At 39.4% G+C, this 26924-nt stretch carries 19 protein-coding genes and 1 pseudogene; 1 reads left to right on the plus strand and 19 read right to left on the minus strand.

Going from position 1 to position 26924, the window contains the following annotated elements; genetic code table 11:
- Positions 1–32 precede the first annotated feature (32 nt).
- The 8 genes and pseudogenes from imaA to J5F42_RS00170 form a co-directional block, all read right to left on the minus strand.
- A pseudogene (gene imaA, locus J5F42_RS00135) lies at positions 33–8746 on the minus strand (immunomodulatory autotransporter protein ImaA).
- A 53-nt stretch (positions 8747–8799) separates the two neighbouring features.
- On the minus strand, positions 8800–9273 hold the full coding sequence (locus J5F42_RS00140) for a DUF4149 domain-containing protein (protein ID WP_128053600.1): 474 nt from the start codon (positions 9271–9273) through the stop codon (positions 8800–8802).
- Between the two features lie 12 nt (positions 9274–9285).
- Positions 9286–9804: a pimelyl-ACP methyl ester esterase BioV gene (gene bioV / locus J5F42_RS00145; protein ID WP_283491352.1), complete on the minus strand. Its 519-nt coding sequence runs from the start codon at positions 9802–9804 to the stop codon at positions 9286–9288.
- Between the two features lie 2 nt (positions 9805–9806).
- A complete protein-coding gene (locus tag J5F42_RS00150; RefSeq protein WP_283491353.1) occupies positions 9807–11459 on the minus strand; it encodes an AAA family ATPase in 1653 nt (550 codons plus the stop codon).
- Positions 11446–12702, minus strand: coding sequence for a tRNA (N(6)-L-threonylcarbamoyladenosine(37)-C(2))-methylthiotransferase MtaB (gene mtaB / locus J5F42_RS00155; protein WP_283491354.1), 1257 nt, complete (start codon positions 12700–12702; stop codon positions 11446–11448). The genes J5F42_RS00150 and mtaB overlap by 14 nt, the downstream gene beginning before the upstream one ends.
- Positions 12699–14270 carry a mechanosensitive ion channel family protein gene (locus J5F42_RS00160; protein ID WP_283491355.1) on the minus strand — a complete coding sequence of 524 codons (1572 nt, stop codon included), beginning with the start codon at positions 14268–14270 and terminating at the stop codon, positions 12699–12701. Before J5F42_RS00160 ends, mtaB begins: the two co-directional genes overlap by 4 nt.
- Positions 14261–15292 carry a 3-dehydroquinate synthase gene (gene aroB / locus J5F42_RS00165; RefSeq protein ID WP_097699507.1) on the minus strand — a complete coding sequence of 344 codons (1032 nt, stop codon included), beginning with the start codon at positions 15290–15292 and terminating at the stop codon, positions 14261–14263. The genes J5F42_RS00160 and aroB overlap by 10 nt, the downstream gene beginning before the upstream one ends.
- A 4-nt stretch (positions 15293–15296) precedes the next feature.
- Entirely contained in the window at positions 15297–16733 is a 1437-nt protein-coding gene (locus tag J5F42_RS00170) for a COG3400 family protein (RefSeq protein WP_198973066.1), read from the minus strand.
- Between the two features lie 56 nt (positions 16734–16789).
- Between J5F42_RS00170 and tgt the strand changes: the two genes are divergently transcribed.
- Positions 16790–17905, plus strand: coding sequence for a tRNA guanosine(34) transglycosylase Tgt (gene tgt / locus J5F42_RS00175; protein WP_097699505.1), 1116 nt, complete (start codon positions 16790–16792; stop codon positions 17903–17905).
- A gap of 254 nt (positions 17906–18159) precedes the next feature.
- On the opposite strand, the gene J5F42_RS00180 is transcribed toward tgt, so the two are convergent.
- Genes J5F42_RS00180 through J5F42_RS00230 form a run of 11 tightly spaced genes read right to left on the minus strand, consistent with a single transcriptional unit; the run spans position 18160 to position 26909 of the window.
- Entirely contained in the window at positions 18160–19146 is a 987-nt protein-coding gene (locus J5F42_RS00180) for a lipid A biosynthesis lauroyl acyltransferase (protein WP_021174211.1), read from the minus strand.
- The gene (waaC, locus tag J5F42_RS00185) at positions 19143–20165 is read right to left on the minus strand and encodes a lipopolysaccharide heptosyltransferase I (RefSeq protein WP_283491356.1); all 1023 of its coding nucleotides are present in this window, start codon (positions 20163–20165) and stop codon (positions 19143–19145) included. The genes J5F42_RS00180 and waaC overlap by 4 nt, the downstream gene beginning before the upstream one ends.
- Positions 20162–21616, minus strand: coding sequence for a Ppx/GppA family phosphatase (locus J5F42_RS00190; protein WP_187891944.1), 1455 nt, complete (start codon positions 21614–21616; stop codon positions 20162–20164). Before J5F42_RS00190 ends, waaC begins: the two co-directional genes overlap by 4 nt.
- A gap of 9 nt (positions 21617–21625) precedes the next feature.
- Positions 21626–21877: a YfhL family 4Fe-4S dicluster ferredoxin gene (locus J5F42_RS00195; RefSeq protein WP_000055470.1), complete on the minus strand. Its 252-nt coding sequence runs from the start codon at positions 21875–21877 to the stop codon at positions 21626–21628.
- A gap of 56 nt (positions 21878–21933) precedes the next feature.
- Complete coding sequence (locus J5F42_RS00200; RefSeq protein ID WP_097699615.1) at positions 21934–22491, minus strand: beta/alpha barrel domain-containing protein; 558 nt, start codon at positions 22489–22491, stop codon at positions 21934–21936.
- Positions 22479–23774 (minus strand): tetratricopeptide repeat protein, encoded by a 1296-nt coding sequence (locus tag J5F42_RS00205; protein WP_283491357.1) that lies wholly within the window; start codon positions 23772–23774, stop codon positions 22479–22481. Before J5F42_RS00205 ends, J5F42_RS00200 begins: the two co-directional genes overlap by 13 nt.
- A gap of 35 nt (positions 23775–23809) precedes the next feature.
- Positions 23810–24208, minus strand: a complete 399-nt coding sequence (locus J5F42_RS00210) for a YkgJ family cysteine cluster protein (RefSeq protein ID WP_078272663.1) — start codon at positions 24206–24208, stop codon at positions 23810–23812.
- A 15-nt stretch (positions 24209–24223) separates the two neighbouring features.
- Positions 24224–24763: a hypothetical protein gene (locus tag J5F42_RS00215; protein ID WP_097699617.1), complete on the minus strand. Its 540-nt coding sequence runs from the start codon at positions 24761–24763 to the stop codon at positions 24224–24226.
- Positions 24760–25293: a hypothetical protein gene (locus J5F42_RS00220; protein WP_097699644.1), complete on the minus strand. Its 534-nt coding sequence runs from the start codon at positions 25291–25293 to the stop codon at positions 24760–24762. Before J5F42_RS00220 ends, J5F42_RS00215 begins: the two co-directional genes overlap by 4 nt.
- Complete coding sequence (locus J5F42_RS00225) at positions 25283–26263, minus strand: hypothetical protein (protein ID WP_097699618.1); 981 nt, start codon at positions 26261–26263, stop codon at positions 25283–25285. Before J5F42_RS00225 ends, J5F42_RS00220 begins: the two co-directional genes overlap by 11 nt.
- Positions 26256–26909: a lysophospholipid acyltransferase family protein gene (locus tag J5F42_RS00230; RefSeq protein WP_097699619.1), complete on the minus strand. Its 654-nt coding sequence runs from the start codon at positions 26907–26909 to the stop codon at positions 26256–26258. Before J5F42_RS00230 ends, J5F42_RS00225 begins: the two co-directional genes overlap by 8 nt.
- Positions 26910–26924 lie beyond the last annotated feature (15 nt).

The following is a 26924-nucleotide window of genomic DNA, read 5'->3' on the forward strand; positions in this document are numbered from 1 at the left end:
TAAAATTTGAACGAAGCATTATAGCAAAAAAGCTAAAACGCCACTCGCATGCCCACATTCCCAGTTATATTAATGTCCTGGTATTGTAAACCCATTTTAAGCCCCACCCCCGCATTCACATACATCAAACGCCACAAATGCATTTCGCCTCCTGTGATCACGCTCGCAAAAGTGTTGAAAATTTCCCCCTTGCGATACAATAAAGTGTCCCCACCCACAAAACGCACCATATTGCCGCCTTTAGCTTTGATCAAAAGATCCCTGCCCAACCTCGCCGTTACAAAATAATAGGAATTTTGACCAAAATATTTACGGCTCTCTAGCCCCATGTTGAGCGTTAAAACCGATTCGTTAGAGGGGTTTGAATGCATGACGAATTGTTGGTAAGCTGGATTTTGCATTTTGCCTTTCATCCCGCTCAAGCCTATGAAATGATAGCTCAAGCCTACTTGAGGTTTTAGCACCACGCTTTTTTGTTTGAACATGAAATCATAGCCGTAATTCCCATTCACGCTTGTTGTCCAAGTGTTGTAGTTGTAGCGTTGGTTCAACACAGAGAGCAAAGAATTAGAAGAATTGATATGACTCGCATTGCCTCCATAAGTTTCATTCGCGCTCAAAGTGAATTCGTTTCTTTTTAAAAAAGCCCTCGCATACATCCCCACATCCACATTATTACCCAAAGAACGCATGATATTCCCATTAAAGTCGCTATAGCCATAAGCCACATAACCCCCAAGGATCACGTTTTTAACCAACCGGTCATAACCCACGTTCAAGCCATAAAGCGTGCCATTGCCCCCAGAAATAAAGCTCGCTCCTCCCACCCCTTGAATCCAAAGGTTATTTGGGTGTTTGCTGAGTTGAGAGTATTTGACAAAAACCTCGCTAGGGTTAGGATCGCTAAAACGCTTGTTTTTAAGATCTAACAAGCGCTCTGAAAAATTGGACTCTCCCTCTCTAGCCCTAAAATCAGAGAGTTTGGTTAAACGGCTGGTTTGTTGGGTGTAACTCGCCAATTCTAAAAGGTTGGTAGCGTTATTTCTAAAATTAGGGTTAGAAATCAAGCTTGCGGTGTTTTGAAGATCTTTTGTTACGCCTAAGATTTCATTCAAAGAGTGGTTTTTTAAATAAATCGGCGCAAAAAGCGGGTTTTCTTTAGTGTCCATCATCAATGTTGAAAGCCACTTGATAGCGTTCCCCCCAACAGCCTCAATTTGATTGAGCGCGCTTTGCCCTTGAATGCCCACAATGTAATCTTGTAAAGTAGGGGGGGTAAAGTCCATGATCCTATCGCCATAAGACATTTTAATCTGGTCATGAAGAACAGAAAGGCTTAAAATGTTGTTTTGATGGGCGTTGTTTGAGTCAGGCAAGACTACGCTTAATAATAACCCCTTATCTTGTAATAAAACCCGTTGACCCAAATAAGTCAATACGCCGTTTTTTTCCTCTATGTGGTTTCCGTTGATATTGATTAAGGTATAGAGCTTCAAATACGATTGCAAGCTGTTAGGGTTGATATTGTAATCAATGTAACGGCTGCTTTTTAATAAGGTGTAAGTCGTGTTATTGGCCATGCTGTTATTGACATTGATAAAAGGCGTTTGAGTGGCATTGAGATTGATGATCCCCTCTGCTTGAATGAGCGGATTTACAGGCGTTTGAGAATTTTCTAAATTAAAATGGATCGTTCCCAAATTATTCAAAGCCCCCCCTATTTCTAACCCATAAATCCCGGTGCTTAAAGAAGCGTTTGAAGCGATCACTAAATTTTGAAGCACCTCTATTTTTTGCGTGGCGTTGTTGTTGAACGCTCTTTGAATGTTTAAGTTATTCGTTACAAAGCTGGCGTTTTTTTCTAACACCGCTTGGTTGGAAATCGTGAGGTTGTTGGCTTGGAATTGAGCGTTATTGTAAAGATACAGGTTTTTAACGTTTGCAGAGCCTTTAATCTTTGAAAGATCAACCACCCCGTTAGCGTAAATATTGCCTGAAAAATTGAAACCATTCGCCGTAACTATCAAACTCTCATCGTTATTATTCAAGGCGATTGGCGCGTTATTTGACGCGTTACTAGAAGAAGCGTTATTTTGAGTGGTGAGCGCGCAAGGGTTTGTAGCGTTAGCTGCAGTTGGAGTGCTTTGTTGCACGCAACTGGCGTTGATAAACAGATCGCCTTGAGACACAGAAATATTGTTACTACCGGCATTAATCTTAAGGCCGTTGCTGGCATCAAGCGTGGTGATGTTAATGTTAGAAACTTGATTGGACAATAAATTGAGCGTTCCAGAATGGTTAGTGAAAGCGATGTGGTTGTTTCCGGCAAAAATCAATGAATTTCCTGCGTTAAAAGAAAGCGTGCCTCCATTAGCGTTAGAGAAAGTGGAATTTTGCACAAAAACATTGCCTTGCGCGTTGAAACTAAAATCCCCTTTTTGCCACACTTGACTCAAACCATAGGGAGCGAAAAGCCCCTTTTTACCAAGATTAGGCATCAAATCCCCCAAACCTTGTTCATAAATAGGCCCTAAGCCTTTAGCCGCTAGGACTTTGTCTAAAACGCTTTTAATCTGCTGGTTTTGCAGCAAGCTTTCTAAAGAATTGAGCGTGTCTTGGCCTAAAAATTCGCCAATCATTTGCTTGCCTAAAGCCACTACATCGTTTTTTAAAGCGTTGCTCGGTTTGACAATATCTTGCAACATCACGCTTATGATTTGCCCTATATCGTTAGCGGAAATAAAGCTAGTGATCTGATTGAACAACCCTTTTTTACTCAATAAATCATTGATTGACATGCTGCCTATCAGCTTTTCAGGGTTTTGCAAATCAATGCCCCCTAGTCCGGCTAATCCCCCCACTAGCCCGGTCCAAAAGCCTAATTTTTGTCTGATCAAATCCTTAATCGCCGTGTTCAAACCGCTATCATTCATGAGGTTATCAAAATTATTCTGCCCCAAAAGTTGGCTTAGGGTTTGATTTTTTTGTTCAGGCGTTAAATACCCCCCAATCACACTACCACTCCCTAGCGTATTTACTATCAAATTCCCTAATCCCCCGGCTTTGTTAATGGATTGCACCGCCACTTCGCCCAAAATATTAGCGAGCCCGGCTTGATTGAAAACCTTATTAATACCCTCTTGGCCTAGCATGCTAAAAATCCCATCGGTTTGCGAGCTTACGATATTAGCCTGATTGAGAATGAGCGAAGTTTGGCTGTTAAAAGTTACACTAGCACTCCCCCCAGTCCCCCATGCGTTCCCACTCCCTAAAGTGCCGGTAAGATAAATTTCTTTAGCGTTAAAAGTCGTGTTAATATAGCCCAAATCAGCCGAGCTAGACTCCAAAAGCTGCCCTAAATAAGTGCCTCTAAATTTTTGGCACACAATATCAGTATAATCACAAGGTGTTTGATAGCCCAAGCCCCCAAAAACCACCGCGCTATTAGTGTCTGTTTGCCCTATTTTAGTCGCTCCTATAATCAAAGCGCCGTTATTGAAATTTTGCACCACCGAATTGTTTGCATTATCAATCAACTCGTTAATGTTTTTCCAATCGCTAGGCGTGATGAGTTTGGTAAGCTGGTTTAGCGCATTAGAGTTTAGATCGCTCAAACTTGAAAGCGAAAAATCATTCCCTAATATCTTTTTGATTTCAGGGTAGAGTTTGAGCGCCATTTGCCCTAACGCTTTGATATTATTGAAATTATAGCCCTTGTTATAGATGTGTAACGCGCTAATAGGGTTGCCTTGCGCGTTATAGGTTTGCGAGATGACAGAAGACTCAGAGGTTAGATTGTTATTTTTCGTAGTGTTGTTACTGCCGTTAGCTTGATAGGATTGATTAGGGTTGTAATAGCCTTTCACGCTGCTCGTAAGGTAAAACACGCCTTCTGCATCATCGCTATAAGAATACACACCATTAGCGTTGTTATAAACTTTTTGGTAGTTAAAAATTTCAGAGCCAATATTATAGAGCGTGTTTTTAATGCCCGGGATTTGAGAGAGCGTAACGCTTAGTTGGTTGTCTTTAAAGCTCTCGGTGATTTTTAGGGCGTTATTAAGGGGGTTAGTGAAACTATAAGTTTGGTTTTTAGCGTCATAAATCCCGTCATTGATGCGCATGCCAAAGAAGCTGATACGCTCATACCAATTATCATTCATGTCCGCTTGAATGATGTTATACACACGATTTTTATTATCGTTTAGATCGCTTAGTAAATCAATGTTAGCGATATTCAAACTCCCTTGATCGCTAAAAACAAGCTGGCTGTTTTTTAAATCCAGCACGCTACTGCTGTTAGGGTTTAAGAGGTTGCCTCCCAAACTCAAGGGCGCTTTAATATCAAGGGCTTGATGGAAAGTGATGGGGCTTTGAGAAAAAGCGTTATCATAGAAATTAAACGCCGTGTTAGAGGTAATAGCGCTAGAGCCTTGAAAATCTAAAGAAGAGTTATTGCTTAAATTAAATTGCCCTCCTAAAAAGCTCGCTCCCTTAAACACGATAGAGGAATTATTCAAACTCGTAGTAATATTCGCTGAATTGAAATTAACCGCCCCGTTAAAATTAAGGTGAGAGCCATTACTCGCAATCAAGCTCGCATAATCGTTGATCGTGGCGTTATTGGAAACATTAATGGTGCTTTGGTTGAGGTTGAGCGAGCTGGTGTCGTTCACATTCAAATCGCCTTGAAGATCCAAGGTTGAATGGTTACTCGCATTGATAGAGGCATTTTGAGAAAGATTGATCGCATTGGCTTTAATACTGCTTGTCCCCACTGAAACGCTTAAATTGGAATTGTCAAACGACACGCTTTGAGCTTGCATTTGATACAAACCAGAGCTTAAATTCGTGCTGTTGGTGAAACTGATCGCATTAGTGGCATTGAATTTAAAAACAGATTGCGTTTGCCCCACATAGCCCCTAAAAGAGCTGTTAGAAAAATCCAGATTCAAAGCGTTGAAACTGAAATTAGGGTTGCCGCCATTTTGCGCGGTATCGTCTATAAAATAGGAGTTTTGAGCCTGAATGTTCGCGCTGTTAGAGACAAAATTCATAGAAGAGCTTTGCGTCCCAGCGGCGCGGTTATACAAAGTCGCGTTCGTTAAAAGAATGCCTTGAAGCCCGTTAAAATTAAGGTTCGCGCCCCCACCGCTAGAAATGCGATTCCCGCTTTCAATGCTGCCGGTGATGTAAATCTTTTGCGCTTCATAATGCCCTGTGATAAAGCCTATGCATTGCAAATTCCAGCAATGCCCGCTCGCATCATTACTCCCTGCTCCCTTATTGTCCCCAAAGCGAATGATTGCATTAGATTGCGGCGCATCGCTTACGCTCGTCCATATATTTTTAGCCCCAAAAACGATCGCGCTGTTTTGCCCGGTGAACGTTTGAGAAAATTCCGCTTTAGTGAATAGAGTTTTCCCGCTCGCATAAAAGTCAATGCTGTTGTCGTAATAATAAATGGTGTTGTTTGCATTCCCTAAATTATTGTTATAGCTGTTAGGCATGTAGGTCATAAAACCGAGAGCGTTTTGATAATACAAACGATCCGATTTTTCCATATCCACATAATCAAACACCATGCCAACGCCCAAACGCCGGATAGAAATGCTGTTGGGTGAAAAAACCTCTTGGAAATTGTAGGTTTGGTTATTGAAAGAATACACCACATCATAAATACCATTACCCGCACTAGAAACGAGCTTTTCACTGCTAGCCCCATGCCCTTGGTAGTTGATAAGCTGCCATAGATTTTTACTAAAAGCGTTGTTGTATTCAATTTCTTTAGAAGAGCTTACAAGGGTGATAGGGTTGCCATTTGTGATAGCTTCACCAATATTAATCACCGAATGAGCGCTAAAAGCAATCGTTCCATCGCCAAAAGACAAAGGAGCGTTCAGGTTTTTTAAAGTGATGTTATTGAGAGTAACTTGCCCTTTCACGCTCGTATTCGTAGGGCCATTAAAAGCCACGTTATCAAAAGTTGCATTCCCTGCAATATTAACAGAGCCGGTATTATTAAAATTAGCGGTATTTTGAGAGTCATTAGTAGAGTTCCCAAAAACAGCGTTCCCGGCGATTTGCAAATTTGAATTAGCGTTAGTGAAATCCCCTATAAACGAAGTGGTCGCGCTAGAATTATTGAAATTAAAAGAAGCACTATTGTTAAAGTTAGCGTTATTGAACGAAGCGTTTTTTGCGCTAATCTCAAACGAACCGCTGTTGAACTGGTTGTTATTTGAAAAATTCAAGCTATCGCCGCTGAATTGGTAACTCCCTCCATTAAAGTTGGTGTTTTCAAAAGTCGCTTGCCCTGCATTGAAAGTGAATTTCCCGTCTTTGGCTTGGTTAGTGAAAGTTGCGCCATACACTGAAAGTTTGCCGTTAGCGTTTAGACCATTCAAATTCTGCGAACTATCCATGTTTTGCGTGGAAAAAGTCATGGAGCTTGAATAAGCCCCGGCGTTATGCTGCGTGATAGTAGCGTTAGCGATATTGATACTATCTACCCCATTAAAGATTAGATTAGCTGCCCCACCCGTGCCTACACGATTGCCAGAACGCAGATTCGCTGTGATATAGACATGATAAGCGCTATAAGTGCCGTTAGTCGTGCCTGTGCATTGGTAATAGGGCCAAGGCCCACAATGCCCATTAAGAACGCTCCCTGAAGTGTCCCCAAAAGACACCGTGTCGCTAGAAGAAACGCTATTTCCAGTCCATGTTGAGTTATACCCAATCACCAGATTACTACCACTAGCGCTAAAGGTTTGTTTAAACGAGTTAGTGTAGCTCCCCCATATTTGAACGCTCGGCAAGTAATAAGTCCCGCTCTCTGTAAAATTTTGGGATTTGGGGATGTAATATTTATGATCATACCAAGGCATGTCAGCATTAATATAATTTGAAGCGGATAAGTCAAATTGCGAGCCGCTGATTGTAGGGGGTGGCGTGTAAGTCCCGCTCTCTAAAGCCTGGATAATGATGGAATTAGGGCCAAAAGTTTCTTGCAGTTTGTAGATAGTATCCCCTATTTTATAGCCCACTTGATAGACTTGCGTAGAGTTTGAAGAGGATTTAGAGGGCGAAGAGTCAGTGTTTTTAGATGTTGCAGCGTTTTCGCTCAAAAGCTGTCCAGTAACCCCATTGTAAGTGATCATCTCCCACAAACCTTGAGCGAAACTTTGCGGCTTTGAAGGGCTTTCACTCGTTTTTAAGGCGTTTGTCAAGCTATTGATCGCATGGTTTAAGAGATGATTGTAAGTGATCCCACCGCTAGAATTTAAAATCGTTACGCTCTTCTCACTGCCTAAACTTGTGAGGTTGAAAGTCGTCCCTTGAGTGAGAGTGATTTTAGAACTCCCAAAATCAAGGGTTGAGCCATTGTTCAAATTATTCTTACCGCTTAAAGTAACGCTACCGGCAACACTCATGTTGTTTGCATCAACAGAAGTGTTGAATATCGTATTGTTAAAACTCGCCTCTTTTTCTATGGTGATTTTACCGGTATTGTTGAAAGTAGCGTTATTGAACGAAGCGTTTTGGATCGTCAATTGGTGGTTTGAATTGTTAAAGGCTTGTTGGAAATTCACAAAGCCCTTAAGAGTGGTAGCGTTACCGCTAAAAGAGCTGTTTTGAATTTGGGGGTGCTGAGCGCTTTGATTGGTTTGGTTACTAAAAGTAAAAGTCCCCCCATTAAAGGAGCTGTTTTGGAAAGTGGCTTGATTGTCAAAAGTATAGGAAGCGTTACTAAAAGTAGCGTTATTAAAAGAGCTTGTGCCTTTAAAAGTGAAGCTACCGCTATTAAAAGCGGTGTTATTGGTAGCACTAAATCCTTTATTGAAAGTGAATGCCCCCCCATTTAATTTCGCCCCGCTAAAAGTGGCGTTCTCTTCAAAAGTGAAACTGCCGCTTGCATTGCTAAAGGTCGTATTAGTAGCGTTAGTCGTCCCTTTAAAAGAATAGCTAGGCCCTAAACTGGAGCAATTAGCCCCACTGCCAATTTTAGCTAAAGAACTGCAAGTATCCCCACTTAAATAAACCGAACCGATAGTAATAACGCTGTTAGCATTGCCTATATTCACTTGCGAAGTTTTATACGCGTTGATATTGGAATTGATAGTAACCTTATTAGCGTTCAAGTTTAAAGTGGCTATTCCCGTGTGTGTGCCAGCTCCCGATCCCACACGATTGCCCACTTCTACGCTGTTATTCACATTGATAGTCCCAGCGCTAAAAGTAACATTAGTATGCCCATTAGGATACCAAGAAGTGAAGCTATTCCCACTACTCGCACCTAGATTAAAAGTAGCGTTACTGCCTAATTCAATATTTAAATTCCCCCCATTATATTCCCCTCCGGTGTAGTTATACAGACCGCTTAAAAAATAAGTGCCGTTATCATTTTTTAAATTGGCTGTAATATTTTGGTTGTTTTGAGTGTGGTAGTAATTAGCCGCATTACCCCCTGCCCAAGTTTTTGTGATGAGTTGGTTTCCTGTGTATTGTTGTGTTTTTTCCTCCCATTTATCGCAACTCCATACAGCATACCATGGACGATGCACGCATACCTTTTGGCTTTTTCCCCCCAACTAAGCCCCAAAATGTCTGTTCCATCAGCATACACCCCACTAGCAAACCCACCGATCAGTAAAGGTGCAAGCCATAAAGGACGCTTTAAGATTGTTTTTTGATTTTGATGCGATCGTTTTATACTTTTTGGTTTCTTTTTAAACTTTTTCATTAAATGCTACCCTCTCATTTCCTAAATAGTAACTAAAAATCCTCCCCTTTAAATCAAAGCGCATTTTTTCCAAGCAAACGCCAAAAAAACAAAGCGCACACCAGCACAAACAATTCCTTAAACAGCCATTCGCTTTGAGCGTGCGAGCGGGCAAATTCAGCGCTTTGAAGCGCAACTTCGCCTATTTTTTGAGCGTTTAAAATATAAGGCGTGTAATAAAAAACAAAGAGCAAACACAACGCCCCTATCGCCACGCCAAGGATCAAATACACTAACGATCTTTTATAATAAATAAACGAAATGATTTCATAAAGTAACACCACAAAACCGATCGCACCTAAAACATAATTGAAACGCACAAAGATTTGCGCCATGAGTTTCCCGCTCTCAAAGGGAGTTAGATTCAATTCGGGTAAAATGCTTGAAGCTTTGAAAACAATGGGCGCGACTATCGCTCCTAGAATGATCAAAGAGCCGCCCAAAATACCTAAAAGAAGCAAATACACCCCTAAACCAAATTTTTTCATCTTCCACCTTTTTTAAGATTTTTGCAACAAATGGTTACAATCCTTAAACTGCCACACTTGAACTAAAGGCATAAAAAATTCTAAAAGGGCTTGAATGTCAGTGATTCTGTCCTTTAACCCGATAAACACTTCAATCTTCACGCCTTTTTCTAATAAAAGTCTAATTATAGAATCACTATACTTGTAATCCAATAAAAATTCTAATTCTTCTAAAGAACCCTCTTTTTTAAAACGCTCCAATTGAGCGTTCAATCCCACTTCCTTATAAAAGTTATCCATGTAGCTTTGCGGATCTTTTTGAAACAAAGAAAGTTGCAAGCGTTTGAACGCCAAACTCTTATGCGCTAGCATGCAAGGCGAAAACAACAATAAGGAATTGATACGGCGCTGTTGTGAGATTTCATTATAAGCGTATTCTATCGCCTTAATCGCCCCCATAGAAAAGCCTGAGATATCATAAGCCCCTTTTAAAAGCCACTCTTCAAACAAAACGCTTTCATTAACAAACCCAAAACCACTAAAAAAACGCATTTTCACCCGTTCAACCAATCATACAAATTAGAATGTTCTAAATATTCTTGCTCTAATAGTAGAGCGCTTAATCGCTTGCAAGCTGCAATTTGTGGCTTTAAAAACTCCAGTTGCTCTTCATAAAGAACGCTTAAAGACTCTTTTGTAGGGGCTAAAAGAAGCTCACTAGCCATAAATTCATTCAAAAATTTCGCTTTTTGCAAGTCTTGTTTGGACAAACTATAACGCTCCTTATAAAGCAACTCTAAAACAATTGTCCCGCTCAAATACACTTTAATGTAATTTTTAATCTCGCTTTCGCTATGGATTTTATTTTCATTAAAAGCGATAAATTCCCCTAATATTGGCGCTTTATCAAATTCAATTTCTAGCCAATACGCGCTCAAGGCTTTCGCGCTTTGATACAAAGCGACTAATTCTTTTTGGTTTTCGTCTAGGGTTTGGGGCTTTTTCTTGCCGTAAGCAATCTTGTCTTTCACTTCTAAAATGTCGCTCTCAGTGATTTCGTTTCGTTGGTGTTTTAGGGCGTTTAGAGCGCTTTCATTGATTAAAGTCGCTAACATCGCCCCGCTAAAACCCACGCAAATTTTAGCGATCTTAAGATAATCTAGCGTGTGCTTTTTGTTTTCTAACAGCTTTTCTAAAATGCTTTGTCTTTCTAGTAAATCCGGTAAAGAAATAAAAATGCGCCGATCAAAACGCTTGCTCCTTAATAGCGCTTCATCCATCACCTCCATTTGGTTAGTCGCTCCTATCACCACCACCTCATCGTTTTGCAAAAACCCGTCCATTTCGGTTAAAAGCTGATTGAGCGTGGCCTCTCTTTCATCGCTCCTATGCCCTCCCCTAGCCTTACCCAAAGCATCAATTTCATCAATGAAAATAATAGAGGGGGCATGCTTTTTAGCGTGCATGAAAAGTTCATGCACTTTTTTAGCCCCAGCCCCTACATAAATTTGAGAAAACGCACTCCCGCTTTCATAAAAAAACGGCACTCTAGCTTCACTCGCTAAGGCTTTAGCGATCATGGTTTTCCCCACTCCAGGAGGCCCGATTAAAAGCACGCCTTTAGGGAGAAAAATCCCTAAATCCTGGTATTTTTTAGGGTTTTTTAAATAATCTATCACTTCTAATAGTTCTTCTTTAACTTCATCCACCCCTGCAATATCTTCAAAACGCACCCCTAGCGCATCGTATCGCTGGAATGCATTTTCTAATTCGTTTTTAGTCGTGCTCTCTAAACTCATTTTAGTATCCAATCGTTTGGGCAAGCGCCAAAAGATCCCAAAAAGCATGCTAGAGATGAAAAAAAGCAACGCTAAATTCATTTTAGAACCCTTGCTTAAATTTTCTCGTCTTTCTATGGGCATGCTTTCTGGGATTTTATAGGCTCTTAAAAAGGCTTCTTTGTTGGTTTTATAAAGACCCTTGTTAGCATAAAAATAATTTTCATCTTCAATTAAAGTTTGTTTGGGGTGGGATTGGATCACATAAAAAAAGTCCTTACCCGATATGAGCCTAGAAACATCGCTCAAAACTAAAAAAAGAAGCAAACAAAAAGTAAGGATCAAAAACCCTAACGCCAAAACAAGCGAGCGGTTTTTGATGCGTTTAAAGGGAGCGGTGAGGTTTTCTAAAAATTTAGAAAACGGCATGATTTTCCCTCTCCTTAATTTCATACTCTTTGATTTCTAAAAAACTGGCCCTTAAAGGCTTATCGCTTTTGATTTTAATGGGGTTAAAAAATTGATCTAAGGCTTTAAATTCGCCGTCTTTTTGCGCTTCCACTAAGGCTTTTAGGGGCGTGTTGAGTTTGAGTTGCAATTGCCTGAACGCCTTATTTTTATGCAAAATCAAATCTTTGATCGCATTCAAACGCTTTTTAGAATCTTCCAAACTCACGCTATCACGCATCAAGCTAGAGGGGGTGTCTTTTCGTTTGCTGTAAATAAAAGGGTGGATGTGCGTTAAAGGCAAGCTTTCTAAATTTTTAAACGCTTTTTCAAAAACGCTTCCGCTCTCGCCCGGATGCCCCACAATAAAATCCGTGCCGATAGCAAAATTCTTAGAAGCGATTGTTTCTAATAATTCCCTATCGCTTTTAGTGCGGTTTCTTCTATTCATCCTCTCTAGCATGAAATCATGGCTGTGCTGTAAAGCGATATGCAAATGTTTTTCTAAAAAATCCTCTTCTAAAAGCTCTAAAAATTCATCGTTGATTTGATTAGGCTCTAAGCTCCCAATCCTTATGCGTTTTAATCCAGCGATCTGGCTTAATTTTTTAATCAATTGCGCGATATTGCTTCCTCTATCTTTCCCATAGCTCCCCACATTGGTGCCGGTTAAAACCACTTCTTGAACCCCTTTAGAGCATAAAAGGCCCACTTGCTCTAAAATTTTCCTCTCTTCAAAACTCCTAGCCCTCCCTCTCACGCTTGGGATAATGCAATAATTGCAATCAAAATCACAGCCCTCTTGGATCTTGATAAACGCCCTAGTTTTTCCCACAAACTCGCTCACCATCGTGGTGTCTAAGTGCTTGTTTTCTAAATTGTCATCTATAAAAAAACGCTTTTTTTCTTGTAAAAGCGCGTTAATCTTTTCTTTATTGTCATGCCCAAAAACGCCCTTTAAAAACCCTTTTTCAAAAAGCTCTTTGCCTTGAGTTTTCACCCCACAACCAGTAAATAACACTTCCTTATCCAATCGCGCCATTTTTTTAGCGTAACTCCTTACCGCGCTATCGGCCCCATTAGTCACGGTGCAAGAATTGATCACAATAATATCGGCTTCTTGTTCTTCTAAGGTCGCACTAAAATCCTTCAAATTCTCGCCCATCACTTGCGTGTCAAAAAGATTCGTCCTGCACCCAAAAGTTTTAAAATAGACTTTTTTCATTTTTGTTCCCTTTTATTCCCAAAACCATCGCCTAGAGCATCAGCATCCACTTTAAGCAGCTTGCTGGTCGTATAAGCGATATGGATATTTTCTTCTTTCAAAAAGGCTTCAACGATTTCAGCCACAATCTTGCTCCTTAAAGACATGGTCGCATACGAATTGGTTTGATACCACACCGAGATTTTTATCCCGTTACTTTCAGGCATCAAAAAGCATCGAGGCTTCACGCTCAAACTCCTTAAAGAATACCGGTCGCGCATTTTATTGAGCTGTTTATAGGTAATATCCGTGTATTCTTTAGACAATTCTGTAGCGATATTGAGCACAATTTTAGACGCTTTTTTAAAATCAGAATCAAATGTAATGCAAAAATCCACGCCATCCCAAACCGTTTTCATCCCAAAATGGCTGTAATTAGCGAACATGGTGGTGAAAATATAATTATTAGGCACAAAAATAATCCGGCCCGCTCTCCTGTTGTTCGTGTAAGTGGTAAAGGTTACGTCTTCTAAAATCGTAATGTGCAACATAGAAATATCCAACACATCGCCAATAAAAATATCCGTCCCCTTAGCGATACGCACCCTATCGCCCACATGCACGCTCCCCCCAATCAAAATAATAAACCACCCAAGCAAGCTCATGAATAAATCCTTCATCGCAATCGCTAATCCCGCACTCGCAAAGCCTAAAACCGTTACCAAGTAAGTAACATTTTCCAAATAAGAAAAAAGAAAAATTAAAATGATCACGCTCACATTCACGAAGTTAATGGCTTTATTCACGGTATAGACGCGCTCATTATTTTCAATGTATTTACTGGAAATGATTTTTAAAATCCAAGCAAACACCACGCTCAAAAGGGCCGCTAAAAACACATAAACCAATTTAAAAAGCTGGTTTTTAACTTGAGATTTGACAATGCTTATAGCCTCATCGCTGTCTTTTTGGAAAATCCCGATCGTGGTTTTTAGAATGTTTTGAGCCCCTTGCAATTCTAAGCGTTTGGCTTGAGTTTGATAAATCTCATCGCTCAATTTCGCGCTTTTATCCAAAGCATGCCACTGATTTAAAAGCTGGTGTTTTTGATCTAGAAGCTTTAAAACTTCTTCTAAAGCAGTTTGGTTATTTTTAAGACTTTCATGCTTTAAACGCATGCTTTTAATGAAAGAGATGCCATCAATGATTGCAATAGGGTTAGCGATATTAGGGATATTGGGGATATTGGGGCGCTCTATCAAGTCCTTAAAAGGATTGACCCCATAGCTTTCAAACATTTTTTGTTGAGACTCTAAAGCCTTTAAGGTATGCTCTAAGGTGCTAATCTTTAATAAATCCTTGCTTTTTTTGTTTTTTAAACGCCTTAACTCCTGTCTCACGCTCTCCTTTTCGGTATAAATTTGGTTGTAGATCTTATAGTTTTCAAATTTTTTCAACCACACGTTATCGTCTTTAGCGAGTTTTTTATCCACCAAAGCCATTTGTTTTTGTATGGATGATAATTCTTGGCTTTTATCTTCTGCTTGTAAAAACAAAAAACAAAAGAATAATAATACCCTTAATGCCATTTTTCTAACACCTTTAAAATCGTTTCTTTAGGGATATGAGAGGCAGCCTCAAACGCTCCAATGCCTTTAGGTAAAATGAATTTTAGGGTTTGGTTCTCGCTTTTTTTGTCTAAAAACAAGCGTTCATAAAATTTTTGAAGATCAAGGATTTGGTAATTGAATATCAGATCAAATTTTTTCAATAAATTTTCTATGCGTTCGCATTCTTTTAAAGTGAGCATGCCTAAAGAAAGGGCTAAATCATTAGCCATGCGCATGCCAATAGCGATCGCTTCGCCATGCAAAAATCGCTCATAATCAGTCTCTTTTTCTATCGCATGCCCAAAGGTATGCCCGTAATTCAACCCGGCTCTGATATTTTGCTCTTTTTCATCTTGAACAACGACTTGAGCTTTGATACTGACGCTTTGAAAGATTACTTCTTCTAAACAATCTTTTAAATCCTTTGTTTCCAATCTTTCTACCAAGTTTTTATCAAAACACACCGCCATTTTAATGATTTCAGCCACCCCTGCTTGAAATTCCCTTTTTTCAAGGGTTTTTAAAAAAGACAAATCAATATAAACCGCTCTAGGCTGGTGGAACGATCCAATTAAATTCTTGCCATAAGCCGTATTGATCCCTGTTTTCCCCCCCACGCTCGCATCCACTTGAGCGAGCAAAGTCGTAGGGATATTAATAAAATCAATCCCCCTAAAATAAATACTGCTCGCAAACCCCACCATATCGCTTATCACTCCCCCACCAAGGGCTATCATTAAAGAATGGCGGTTTAATTGCATTTCAAAGGCGTTGTTTAAAATGCGCTCTAATGAATGAAAATTCTTGTATTTTTCCCCAGACTCTATCACGCACACTCTGACTTCTAAGGCTTTCAAGCGCTCTAATAAATAGGGCAAATGCAACCCGGCCACGATGCTATCGCTAATGATGAGGGCTTTTTGTTTCAATTTTATTTCAGGCAGTTCCCCCAAAAACACTTTATAGCTTTTTTCTTTTAAGGGGATTACAATTTCTTGCATTCTTTCACTCCGCTACAGGGATAAAAATTTGAGGGTTATCATCGTTTAAAAACGCTAATTTTTCCACTTTAGTGGATAAAAACCACCAAAAGCGCGTGTGCGTGATGCACTCTTCAAAAGGCATGAAATGCAAAATGGGATTTCTTAAAGAATTGAGATACATAATAGGATTTCTAATATCGGTTTGAAAAATCTCAATCTTGCGGTTGAATGCGTTGGCTAAATTTTCATAATGATTGACAATCTCGTTTTTATAGCGCTTGTTAGGGTCAAAATCATAGAGCAACAAGCCCAAATCCATTTGCATAGACACATCAAAGATCACTGAAGACATGTCCTCATTAATATCCAAGCTTTCATTCAATACCACCACGCTTTGAGAGGTTTTAGACAAGCCAAAAGTGTTGGTTTTATAAACCGGGGTGGCTGTTTTATACAAGGCCTTTCGGTGTTTTTTAGATAAAAAAAGCTCTCTGCCTACCACGATTAGGCCCATTTTTTTCTGGTGGTCTTCATGAAGTTTTTGGATAAAACTTTTCCCATAAAAATCAAAATTCACTTCAATGCTTTCGGTTTCTAGCGCTAAAAATTTGTGGTAAAACTTAGGGCTAGTGGGGTGTAAAACCTGAATGTAGAGCTTGTAGCTCTTTAAACGTTTGTGCAAAAACAAGGCTTGATACACATCGCGCATCATCGCTTTTCTGTTCTGCAAACGCATATCAATGTATAAATAAATGCTCTTACCAAAGGGGGCTGGGAACTGCCCGACATTGCTTTTGACTTGATGATACACCGCATTCAAAATTTCAGGATTGCCCGCCACTAAAAGAATGTCTCGCGGCTGGATAACCAAAGATTTAGTGGAGAGCAACAAAACATCGTTGCGATAAAGCCCTACAATCCTGTATTCTTTTTGCCTGATAGAGCCAATATGCCTGTAAGCAAAAATGCTCCCAAAAGGCACATCAATCTCCATGATTTCGCCCTTGCCTAACCCAAACTCTCTAGGGGTGCTAGGGATATTAGGCAAACGAGAAATGAATTTATTGGCTAAAACTTCAAATTCATCAATCAAAATAAGCTTTTCATCTTTATTTTCTTCATTGTTTTCTAAAGTTTTTTCGCTATCTCTTTTCACGCTCAAAACCACGCGCATGCGTTTGAAATGGGTTTGAATGATTTTATGGATGATGCGTTGCTCTTTAAAATCCTGTATGATTAAAAACGCATCGCTCACCTCATCGTTTAACACCTGCAAAAGCCTAAAACTGGAAGTCGCATCAAAACAATGAAAAGCGAAAGTGCTCGGGTAATTTTTAGGGATAAGGCTCTCATCTTTGACAACCACTATATAAAAATTATGATTAGAATAATGCCTTAGCACCAAGTCTAAAAAATTTTTTGCTACAATGCCATCTAAAATAAGGGCGATTTTCTTCAATTCCAAACTTCCTAAAAAATGATTACGCCATTATATCCAAGATTAAGGCTTAAACGATGGATTTTCAACTCCAAGCTGTTGATGATAACGCGCGAGCTGGCGTTTTGAATTTAGCTCATTCTCAAGTAGAGACACCCGTTTTTATGCCAGTAGGCACGCAAGGCTGTATCAAATCTTTAGACGCTACAGATGCGCAAGAAATTTTAGGCGCTAAACTCATTTTAGCCAACACCTATCACATGTATTTAAGGCCGGGCGAGAAAGTGGTTGAACAATTAGGGGGCTTGCATCGTTTCGCTCAATTTCATGGGAGTTTTTTAACCGATAGCGGAGGGTTTCAAGCCTTTAGCTTGAGCGATAACGTCAAATTGCAAGAAGACGGGATCGTTTTTAAATCCCATATTGATGGGAGCAAGCATTTATTCACACCCGCTAAAGTTTTAGACATTCAATATTCTTTGAATAGCGATATTATGATGGTTTTAGACGATTTAGTGGGCTTGCCCGCTCCGCTAAAACGCCTTGAAGAATCCATTAAAAGAAGCGCTAAATGGGCGAATCTCAGCCTAGAATACCACAAAGAAAATAACCACCCCAACAACAACCTTTTTGCCATTATCCAGGGTGGGACGCATTTGAAAATGCGCAGCCTTAGCGTGGGGTTAACGCATGAAGGTTTTGATGGCTACGCTATAGGCGGTTTAGCGGTGGGGGAAAGCGCTGATGAAATGCTAGAAACCATCGCACACACCGCCCCCTTGCTCCCCAAAGACAAGCCTCGCTACTTAATGGGCGTAGGCACGCCTGAAAATATCCTAGACGCTATCAGTTTAGGGGTGGATATGTTTGATTGCGTGATGCCCACCAGAAACGCCAGAAACGCTACCCTTTTCACGCATTCTGGCAAAATTTCTATCAAAAACGCGCCCTATAAATTGGACAACACCCCCATTGAAGAAAATTGTGCTTGTTATACTTGCAAACGCTATTCTAAAGCCTATTTGCACCATCTCTTTAGGGCTAAAGAACTCACTTACGCTCGTTTAGCCAGCTTGCACAATTTGCATTTTTATTTAGAGCTGGTTAAAAACGCCAGAAACGCTATTTTAGAAAAGCGGTTTTTGAGTTTTAAAAAAGAATTTTTAGAAAAATACCACTCTTGTTCGCATTGAGTGGTATAACTAAAACTTTTTAACTTTTTTAAAAAATGGGATTTTTAACTTTATTTTTATAGTAAAACTCATTTTCTTAAGGGGATAGGGGGGTATTTTGAAATAATTCTCCCCCTTAACCCCCCAACTAAATCCCCCTAACCCAAGAAGACCGCCTTAAGAAATTATCGCTTGATTAAAATCAAGCTCTTTACTATTTATTTTTAAAAAATGCCTTTTAGCATTTTTTAATTTTTATCATTCCACTCAAAACCCTATCTTTGATAAATTTCAGGGTGGGTGCTTTTAAAACGCCTGTGGAACCAAAAATAACTTTCCGGGTGGTTTCTAATCACTTCTTCACACAAACTCGCTTGGGCTTGCGTGCATTCTAAAATATCGTTCTCAGCGTTATCGGTGATTTGAGAGCGGATACTTTCGTAATAGGTCGCTGTGTAATGCGAATAATCGTCATTAAAATCAATGAATACCGGCTGGATGTCTATATTGTAGCGGCGCGATAAAATAGAAGCGATCGTGGTGTGCGTAGCGTCTTTATTAAAGAACTTCACCACCACCCCATCTTTAGGCACGACATTTTGATCCACTAAAATCCCCACAAGGCCATTGCCTTGATTATACATTTTAATGAGTTCTTTCATCGCTCCCACTTTATTGACAAAACGCACCCCAAACGCCTCTCGCCTGCTCATGATCATGTGATTGATGGGAGCGAATTTAGTCAAACGCCCCAAACACCCCCTACCATAATTTTCATAATATTGCGCCAAAGTCGTGCCTACCGCTTCCCAATAGCCAAAATGCATGCATAAAGTGATCGCTTGGCCTTCCTTGTTTAAAGACTTCCACACATTTTCTTCATTGATGAGCGTGAAACGAGCGTCGTATTCATCTTTAGGGATAAAGATCACTCTAATGGTTTCTAAAATGATGAAAGCAAAATTTTCATAACCCTTTTTAATAATCCTTTTTTTCTCTTCTTCGCTTTTAGAATCCCCAAACACAAAATCCAAATTGGCTTTAGCGTCAAAATAACGGCGTCTATCAAAGGTTCTCATCAGCCACGCTAAAGCTTTAATGCACCTTAAAAACCAAAAATGGGGCATTTTAGCCAACATAAACCCCAAAATATTCACTAAAGATTCCACGATAAAAATACTCAAAATGCGCAGTTCTGTTTTAAAACCCTTATCGTCTTTGTTCAATATTTTTTCGTGTATGAGTCGTTCTTTGTAAGTCATTCTTTTTCCTTTAAAATGTTTAAAACGCATTCTTTAATTTTTTTAGGTTCTATGTTTTGGATAGAAAAATCCTTTTTATGGTAGCTGGCGTTTGAATTACCGGTGAGCGAAACATTGATCGGGCTTTCCAATTTAAAACGCTCCATGGGCGTGTTGCCATAAAGGGTGATGCTAGGTTTTTGCAACGCCCATGCTAAATGCGTGATGCCCGTATCGCCCCCAATAATCAAATCCATTTTAAAAAGCAACGCCTTAACCTCGTTTAAAGTGAGTTTAGGGAGCAATAATATATCGCGCTGGTGTTTTAAAGCGTGATAAAGCGTAGTGGCTTTATGTTCATCAGCATGCCATAACAAGCAAATTTGAAAATTTTCTAGCATTAACGCTAACTCTTTAAAACGCTCTGTGGGGTAAGTTTTATTGATTTTAGAAGTTTCTAAAACAAAAAGGATTTTTAGCTTATTCTCATTCAAATTTAACGCATTGATTTTTGGAGAATCTTGGTAAGAAAACACTTTAGATCTAGAGCTTAAGCCCTCTGAAATTTCTTTTGAAATTTCTTTTTGGGGCAAGTTTAGAGCATGGGATAGGAGCGTGAAATTGCGCTTTAAAATGGGCTCATCATAAGCGATAGAAACTTTTTGCGAGTAAAAAAACGCACTCAAACCCTCTCTAGCTGAAGCGTAATCAAAGCCGACTTTTTTAGGGGCTTTCAACATTTGAGTGATGAGAGCGGATTTGACTAGGCCTTGCATGTCAATGATTATATCGTATTCATAAGCCCTTAAAGATTTAAAAAGTTTGAAAATCTTCAAAGGGTTAAAGGTTTTGAGCGCGCTTTTTAAAGCGATGGGGTGTAATTTATCAATATAGGGGGAATGCTCTAAAATCGCGCCAAATCTTTCATCCACGAACCATTCTATTTGAGCGTCAGCGAAACGCTCTTTAATCAGCACTAAAAACACCGCGCTCACGATAATATCCCCAAGCGCTGAAAGCCTGACAACCGCTATTTTCAAGCAAACTCTATCGTCAAAGGAATGGGCTTAATGAGTTTGGGGAGCATCTCTTTAGCCAAGTAAAGCGCATCATTAGAATGGATCACAAGCTTGTTTTTTTCTAGCGTGTATTTTAGATGATGGCTGTCTGTCAGGCACAAATTTTCGGCTAAAGAAAGGATAAAACTCAGCCATTGTAAGGTTAAAAGGCTTGGCATCATCGCGCTCATGTGGGCGATAGCGTTGTCTTTAGGGATTTTTTTATGGCTGAATTGCGCTAATAAGCAAATGATCGCTCTATCCTGGTGGCTAAAGCCATAACTCAAAGCGTTTAAAATGAAATACGCGCTGTGCTTGTGGGCTAAATAGACGCTTAAAATCTTACCCATGCTCGCTAATTCCCCCGCAATCTTTAAATGGAAGAGGTATTTTTCATCTATTTTATGCAAAGGCGATAAGGCTTCAAACAATTTCACGCATTCTTTTTTGACTTTTTGGCTGTGCTTTTCATGGGGTAAAAAGCGATCTTTTAGAGAGATGAGAGAGGGGTTGATATTGGGGGGGAATTTATGGTAATGATGGCGCAATAAATCGCTTAAAAACACGCCTTCTCTCACCCCTACGCCACTGGTGATCATTAAAGAAGTTTTTAAATGCTCTAACACGACTAATAAAATCAACGCCCCGCTCCTGATGCTATCTAAACGCTCTTCATTCACCCCCAAAAGCCGTAATTGATCTTCTTTAAGCATGACGATTTTTTCAATGAACGCTAAATTTTTATGTGCATCTATTTCATAACCATGCAAAGAATCAATAGGGTAATCAAAGCGTTTCATGAGTATCTTACTCAACGCCCTAATCGTCCCCCCCACCCCAAAGGCGTTTTTGTGTTTAAAGGGCAGTTTAGAGACTTCTTTTTGGATAAAGGCTTTAGCCAATTTGACCTCTAAGTCTTTGTCTAAAAACATTTCTTTAATGCGAATCGTCCCAACATCAAGCGAGATTAAGTCCTTAATCTTGCCTTTTTCAATCAATGCGCACTCGGTGCTACCCCCTCCAATATCTATCGTGATCCCTGAATTTTTATGCAACAAATTCGCGCACGCGATCCCGCCATAGAGCGCTTCTTTTTGCCCATCAATGATTTTGATTTGCAAACCGCAAGCCTTTTTCACCCTCGCTACAAACTCTAACCGATTAGGGGCATCGCGCACCGCTGAGGTCGCCACGCACAGGATTTTTTTGCTTTTGTATTTGAGGGCGATTTCTTTAAATTCGCTCAAGGCTTTAACGGCTCTTTGCATGGGGATTTCTTGTAAGATTCCATTAAACGCATAACAGCCCTCTGAAATCCTAACCTTAGACTTAGTCTCAAAAAGCAAGTAAAACCCAAACTGGCTCGTCTTTTTAAAGACAGCCAAACGCACTGAATTAGAGCCTATATCAATCACGGTTGTGATTTTAGCCATTGCTAGCCTTTAATCTTGCTCTTTTAAGCTTTCGTATTTGTATTTCAATTCCTCTTTGCTCTCTGCATTGTTAGGATCCGGCAAGATCGCATCTACAGGGCATACGCTCACGCAACGAGGCTCATCATCATACCCATAACACTCCGTGCATCTGTCTGGATCAATATTATAAATAGGATCGCCCTCTTCAATCGCCTCACTAGGGCATTCTTCTCTGCAAGCATCGCACGCAATGCATTCATCATTCACCAATAATGACATGACTAACTCCTTTTAAAAAGTTTGAATACGATTTTTACTCTAAATTAGCTTAAAATTCAATCTAAAAAGACTATTTTTTTTTGATTATAAGAATGGGGGCTAATTTCTAGCACGCCTAAAACCCCTAAATCTTTTAAATGGGTGTAGTCTGGTTTGTGGGTTTCTACAAACACGCTCAAGCCCAAACGCCAAGCGAAATCTACCATGCCTTTTAGATCTTCTTTTAAAAGCTCTTCATCTAAAATGACCCCATCAGAGCCTTGAACAAGCGATTCTAAAAGCTGGTAATGGCTGATGAAAAGATCCTGATGGACAATCAAAGAGCTCGCATGGCGGCGCAATAACCCTAAAACTTCTAAATCAAACACGCTTGGCGCACCCATTTCGTATAATCCTTTGAAATTGACAATGACGCAATCGGTGCGGGTGTTTTCTTTCAAAAGCTTTTCTAAAACCTCATCAGGGGTTACAAAAACGCAATCTTTGGTTTGAGGAATGACTCTAGGCAAGTAAGGGTTATACGACAGGCTTTTACCTAACATTTCATAAGAAAGTATGCCCTCTTTTAAGGCTAAGCTTTTTTGTAAATTGTCTAAAATCCCTATTTCTTGCATTCTTGAATGATCTTATTGTGTTCTTTTAGTTCGGGTTCGGCTTGAATAGACTCTTTAGCGATGCTAGAAAAGATTTTTTTAGCCTCCAAACAATTCCCTAATTTGTAATAACCCCATGCTAAAGAATCCAAATAAAGCACTGAGCCAGAATCCAACGCTAAGGCTTTCCTCACAAGATCCATGCCCCTTTTAACATCCATGTCATAATCTATTAAGGAATACCCTAAAAAATTATAAAAGAAAGCGTCTTGTGCGTCTTCTTTATCTTTGGTTTTAGCAAGCCATGCTTGGCGCTCTTTGGTGGCTTGCTCTAATTTTTGAATGATAGGCAGCATCTCTTCTTTGGTGAGCTTTTTTTTGTTCGCGCTCAAGCTTTCATAATGATAAATGGCCTCTAAGCCTAAGAATTTAGGGTCTTTTCTTTCTTGATAGATCAAAGAAGCCTGTTTGGAAGCTTGATCGAATTTTTTTTGCGCAGTGTATAAGTCTAGCAACAAACGCCTGTCAAAGGGGAATAATTCTGCGATTTGCTGGGCCTTATCAAACTCTTTTAACAAGATTAATACCCCTATGTAAAATTGGGCGTTTTGAACAATAGGGTTTTTTTCATACAAACGAGCAAAAGTCGTTTTAGCCAAATCAAGCTCGTTAAATTGCGTGAAGGTGTTGAGCGCTTTTTGGCACAATTGCTCTGAGCAACCATACCTGTCTATATGGGATTGCAACAAATCCAAGCCTTCTTTTTTGCGGTTTTGCAAAAAATAGATCGTAATGAGTTTTTCTAAGCTGTCTTCATCATGCACTTGGTTATAAAACTTATTCAACAACGGGAAAGCCTTATCCAAACGCTTTTGAGTCAAATACAAAGTCCCTAACACATTGTCTGTGGCTATGGTCTTTTCTTCTTTACGGATTTTGTGTAATAGTTCAATCGCTTTATCAATCTGCCCCATTTGCGCATAGCCATCCACTAAAATCTTATTGATAGAAACATCATTACGATTATTGGTGATTTTTTGATAGAGCATGGCTAAATGCATAGCGGTTTTAATGTCCCCTAAACTCGCCGCTGAAATGGCCGCTTCTTTAGCATACACCACCTTATTGGTTTGCTTGTAAAGATTCATATAGCCTTTTTGAGCGGCAGCAAAATCCCCTCTATGGAAAGCGTCTGAACTCAACAGGATTTGATGATCTTCTGAAAGGGTTTCAGCCTTAAGGCAAGAAAACAGACTAAAAAGCAATATATTTGCTAAAAATCTTTTCTTTATTGGAATATCCATTATTTTATTTCCTTTTTGTGTCACTATAATGAATTTTAGCGCACTTTAGTTTCTTTGGTTTTTCGTATAATCCCCGGACAGCTTTGACAAAAAGCTTTTTTTTGCTCTTTAGAGAAAGTTTTCACGCTCTCCCAAAAAGGAAAAGTTTGGCATTGTTTAGGGCGTACGCTATAAATCTGGCATTTTTTGGTTTCTAAATCCAAAAACACGCACGCCAAACCCAACTCTTTAGCGTCTTTTTCTAATAAAGAGAACTTATACCCCACCTTTTTAACGTATTTTTGACTGAATTCTTCTAATTCTAATTTTAAAAAAGCACTAATTTGTTGCATTTCTTGGATATTCAAAAAAATATACCCGCTTTCCCCCACGCAACACTTTGCCCCACAACCCTCGCATGCCTTAGGATTAAAACTGAAATCAAAATCTTGCATTAAACTACCCCTATCCTATTGGAGATCAATACTCACGCTAAATTGCACCAACAGCCCTTCATTATCTTTAGAAATTTTTAAGGGCAATTGGCTTTGAGCGCTCGGTAAATACTTGTTCATTAAGGTGAAAAAAAGATAGGTCTTTTCTAATTCGCTCGCTCTGGCCATGATAAAAAATTGGGTTTTTTGAAGGGGGTTTTGAGAGAGCAAGGGTTTGATTTTATAGGCATCAAAACATTTTTTTAAAATCTTTTCTAAAATCCGCCTGGACTCTTCATCATTAAAAATCTTTAATAAGGATTCGCTGGTTTCTTTTTGATTGCGATAGTTCGCTAGGGCTGTTTCAAAATGCCTTTGCGCGTATTCTAAAACGCTTTTTTTACGATTTTCTTCTAAAAGGATTTTTTTTAATTCCAGCATGCTAGGCCATAGAAAATACTCGGTATTGAGCCAACCCAATAAGGAAAAAACCCCTAAAAAAATGATGTTTTTAATGATAAACCCTACATCGCCTGATTGTTCTCTGTCTAAGTGTGAAAAATGCAATGGCTTCATTTAATAGACTCCGGGTTTTTTATCAGTAAGGAATTAGAAAAGTTGGTGGAGACAAAATTAAACCACCCGTCGCTTAAAGGGAAAAATTCCGCCCTAGAATAATCAAACATGGGGTTTAGTTTGTTTTGAAACAAAAAGTAAAAGGCTTCTTTAGAGGGGGTTTTACCGCTAACCACCACGCTTTGCTGGTCTATTTCAATGCTATTAATAGTGATAAGATCCGGCACAATGTTTAAAAGCCCTTGCAAAACATCTCGTATATCATCGTTATAATTCAAACGCTTTTTAGCTTCTTTAATGAGTTTTAAGGTTTCATCAGTCTTTACCTGTAAGCGGCTGATTTCATGGCGGTAAAGCCTTTCTTGGATCGTCAAACTGGACACATTGTCTTGAGTGTTTTTAATGGCGTTGTGCATAAACCACACCAACCCCCCTATCACCACAAAAGATAAAAAAATGTAAAAAACCCAAATTTTAGAAAGCTTGCTGATAAGGTATTTCGCTCTTGGCTCAATGTAACTAAAACGCATGCTTTTCATTCTCCATGCGCGCTAAAATGTTCAAGTGCTCCACTAAAGAAAAATCAAGCCTATCCACTTCTATCATCAAAGTTTCTTGCAAATGCATTAACGCTTTGTGGTGGATTTGACAGCTGTCTAAAACAACCACTTTTTCTACAAAGTCTATATCCCTAGAATGATAGACGCTGCGTAATCCCTCTTGCAAAACATCTGCAATTAAGGGGATATTCGTCATGCCTTCAATCAAACTATAAGCGTCCTCATTTTTTTCTTTACTATCCTTACTGCTATCTAGCCCCATCGCTTCTTCAAGGCTGTCAATATCTTCTTGGATTTCACTCAAAAACAAATTCACAGTCTCATTATCCATTCCCATAGAATCTTCTTCTTTGCTCTCTATAAACTCTTCAGGTTGTTCTTCTAAAAACACGGATTTGGCTAAAAAAATCTCTTTTTTATCCGCAATCAAAAAATAAAATCTTGAACGCTCCAAAAGCAAATACAACAACGGCTTATTTTCTAAATGATCGCGCACAAAATCATAAATAAGGCTAAAAGGCGAAAACAAAAAATCCACATCCTGGATTTTAAAACGCTTGAAATCCTTTAAAAAATCCTTAGATTCCACATAAACGCAATACTTTTGATTGACTTCGCAAGCATGATAATCTTGATTTTCTTGTTTGATTTGTTCAAACGCCTGCTTTTCGCATAAAACCTCTTTAGCTTTACTCATCGCGCTGAAATAGGTGTAGGGGTATTTTTGGCTATAAGTTCTGGCGATTTTTAAGGCTTGAATAGGGACTTCGCCGTTTTTTGTTTCCACTTTAGTCTCAAAAGTTTTAAAAAAATTCTCTTTAATGCGGTGGTTTTTGACCCTTAAAATTTGAGCGGATAAAAGATTGTGATCCACATTAAAAGAGATATACACTTGAGAGCAAAACCTCTCTTTAAACGCTTTTTTTAACCCCTTAAGCACCCAAACCCCTTTGAGATTCTTCAAATTCAACAGAATCCATGCGCGCCTTTAAATATTCTTTAGCCTTTGAAAGCTCCCATTCTTTAGGGATGATTACCGATTCTAGCATGTAATAATGCACTTCGCTAAAAGGCTTAGGGATTTCAAATTGATCCCAAGTGTTCAACCGCCATGCGTTTTTACAAACCACCCGACAAGCGCTAATCCCCACGCCTGATTTTTGAGCTAGTGCGATCACCCCATCCGCTATGCTGTGTCGTGGGCCTTTGGGGCCATCAGGGGTAATGCCTACATCATAGCCCCCTTTTAAATGCTTAAGCCCTTCTATCAAAACCTTAACCCCCCCTTTTTTGCTAGAACCTCTAATGTTTTTAAAACCAAAGCTTTCAAACAAACCCGCCGCAATGGATCCGTCAAAATGTTGGCTTGCGATCACATAAATACAAGGTTTTTTAAGTTTTAAATAAGCAAACCCAATCATGCCAAGCTCGCCATGCCAACAGCTTGCGATAAAGGGTTTTTCTTTTAAATCTTGAGCTAAAAAATAGCGGTTTTTGCAAGTTTTATGCAACAACCAAAGGATTCCCCAAACTAAGCACGGAACAACTTTTAAGACTGCTTTTTTTCTAAAAAACTTTAAGTTCAATTCTTACCTTTAAAC

This window comes from Helicobacter pylori, assembly GCF_030062585.1.
Classification (GTDB): Bacteria; Campylobacterota; Campylobacteria; order Campylobacterales; family Helicobacteraceae; genus Helicobacter; species Helicobacter pylori_CN.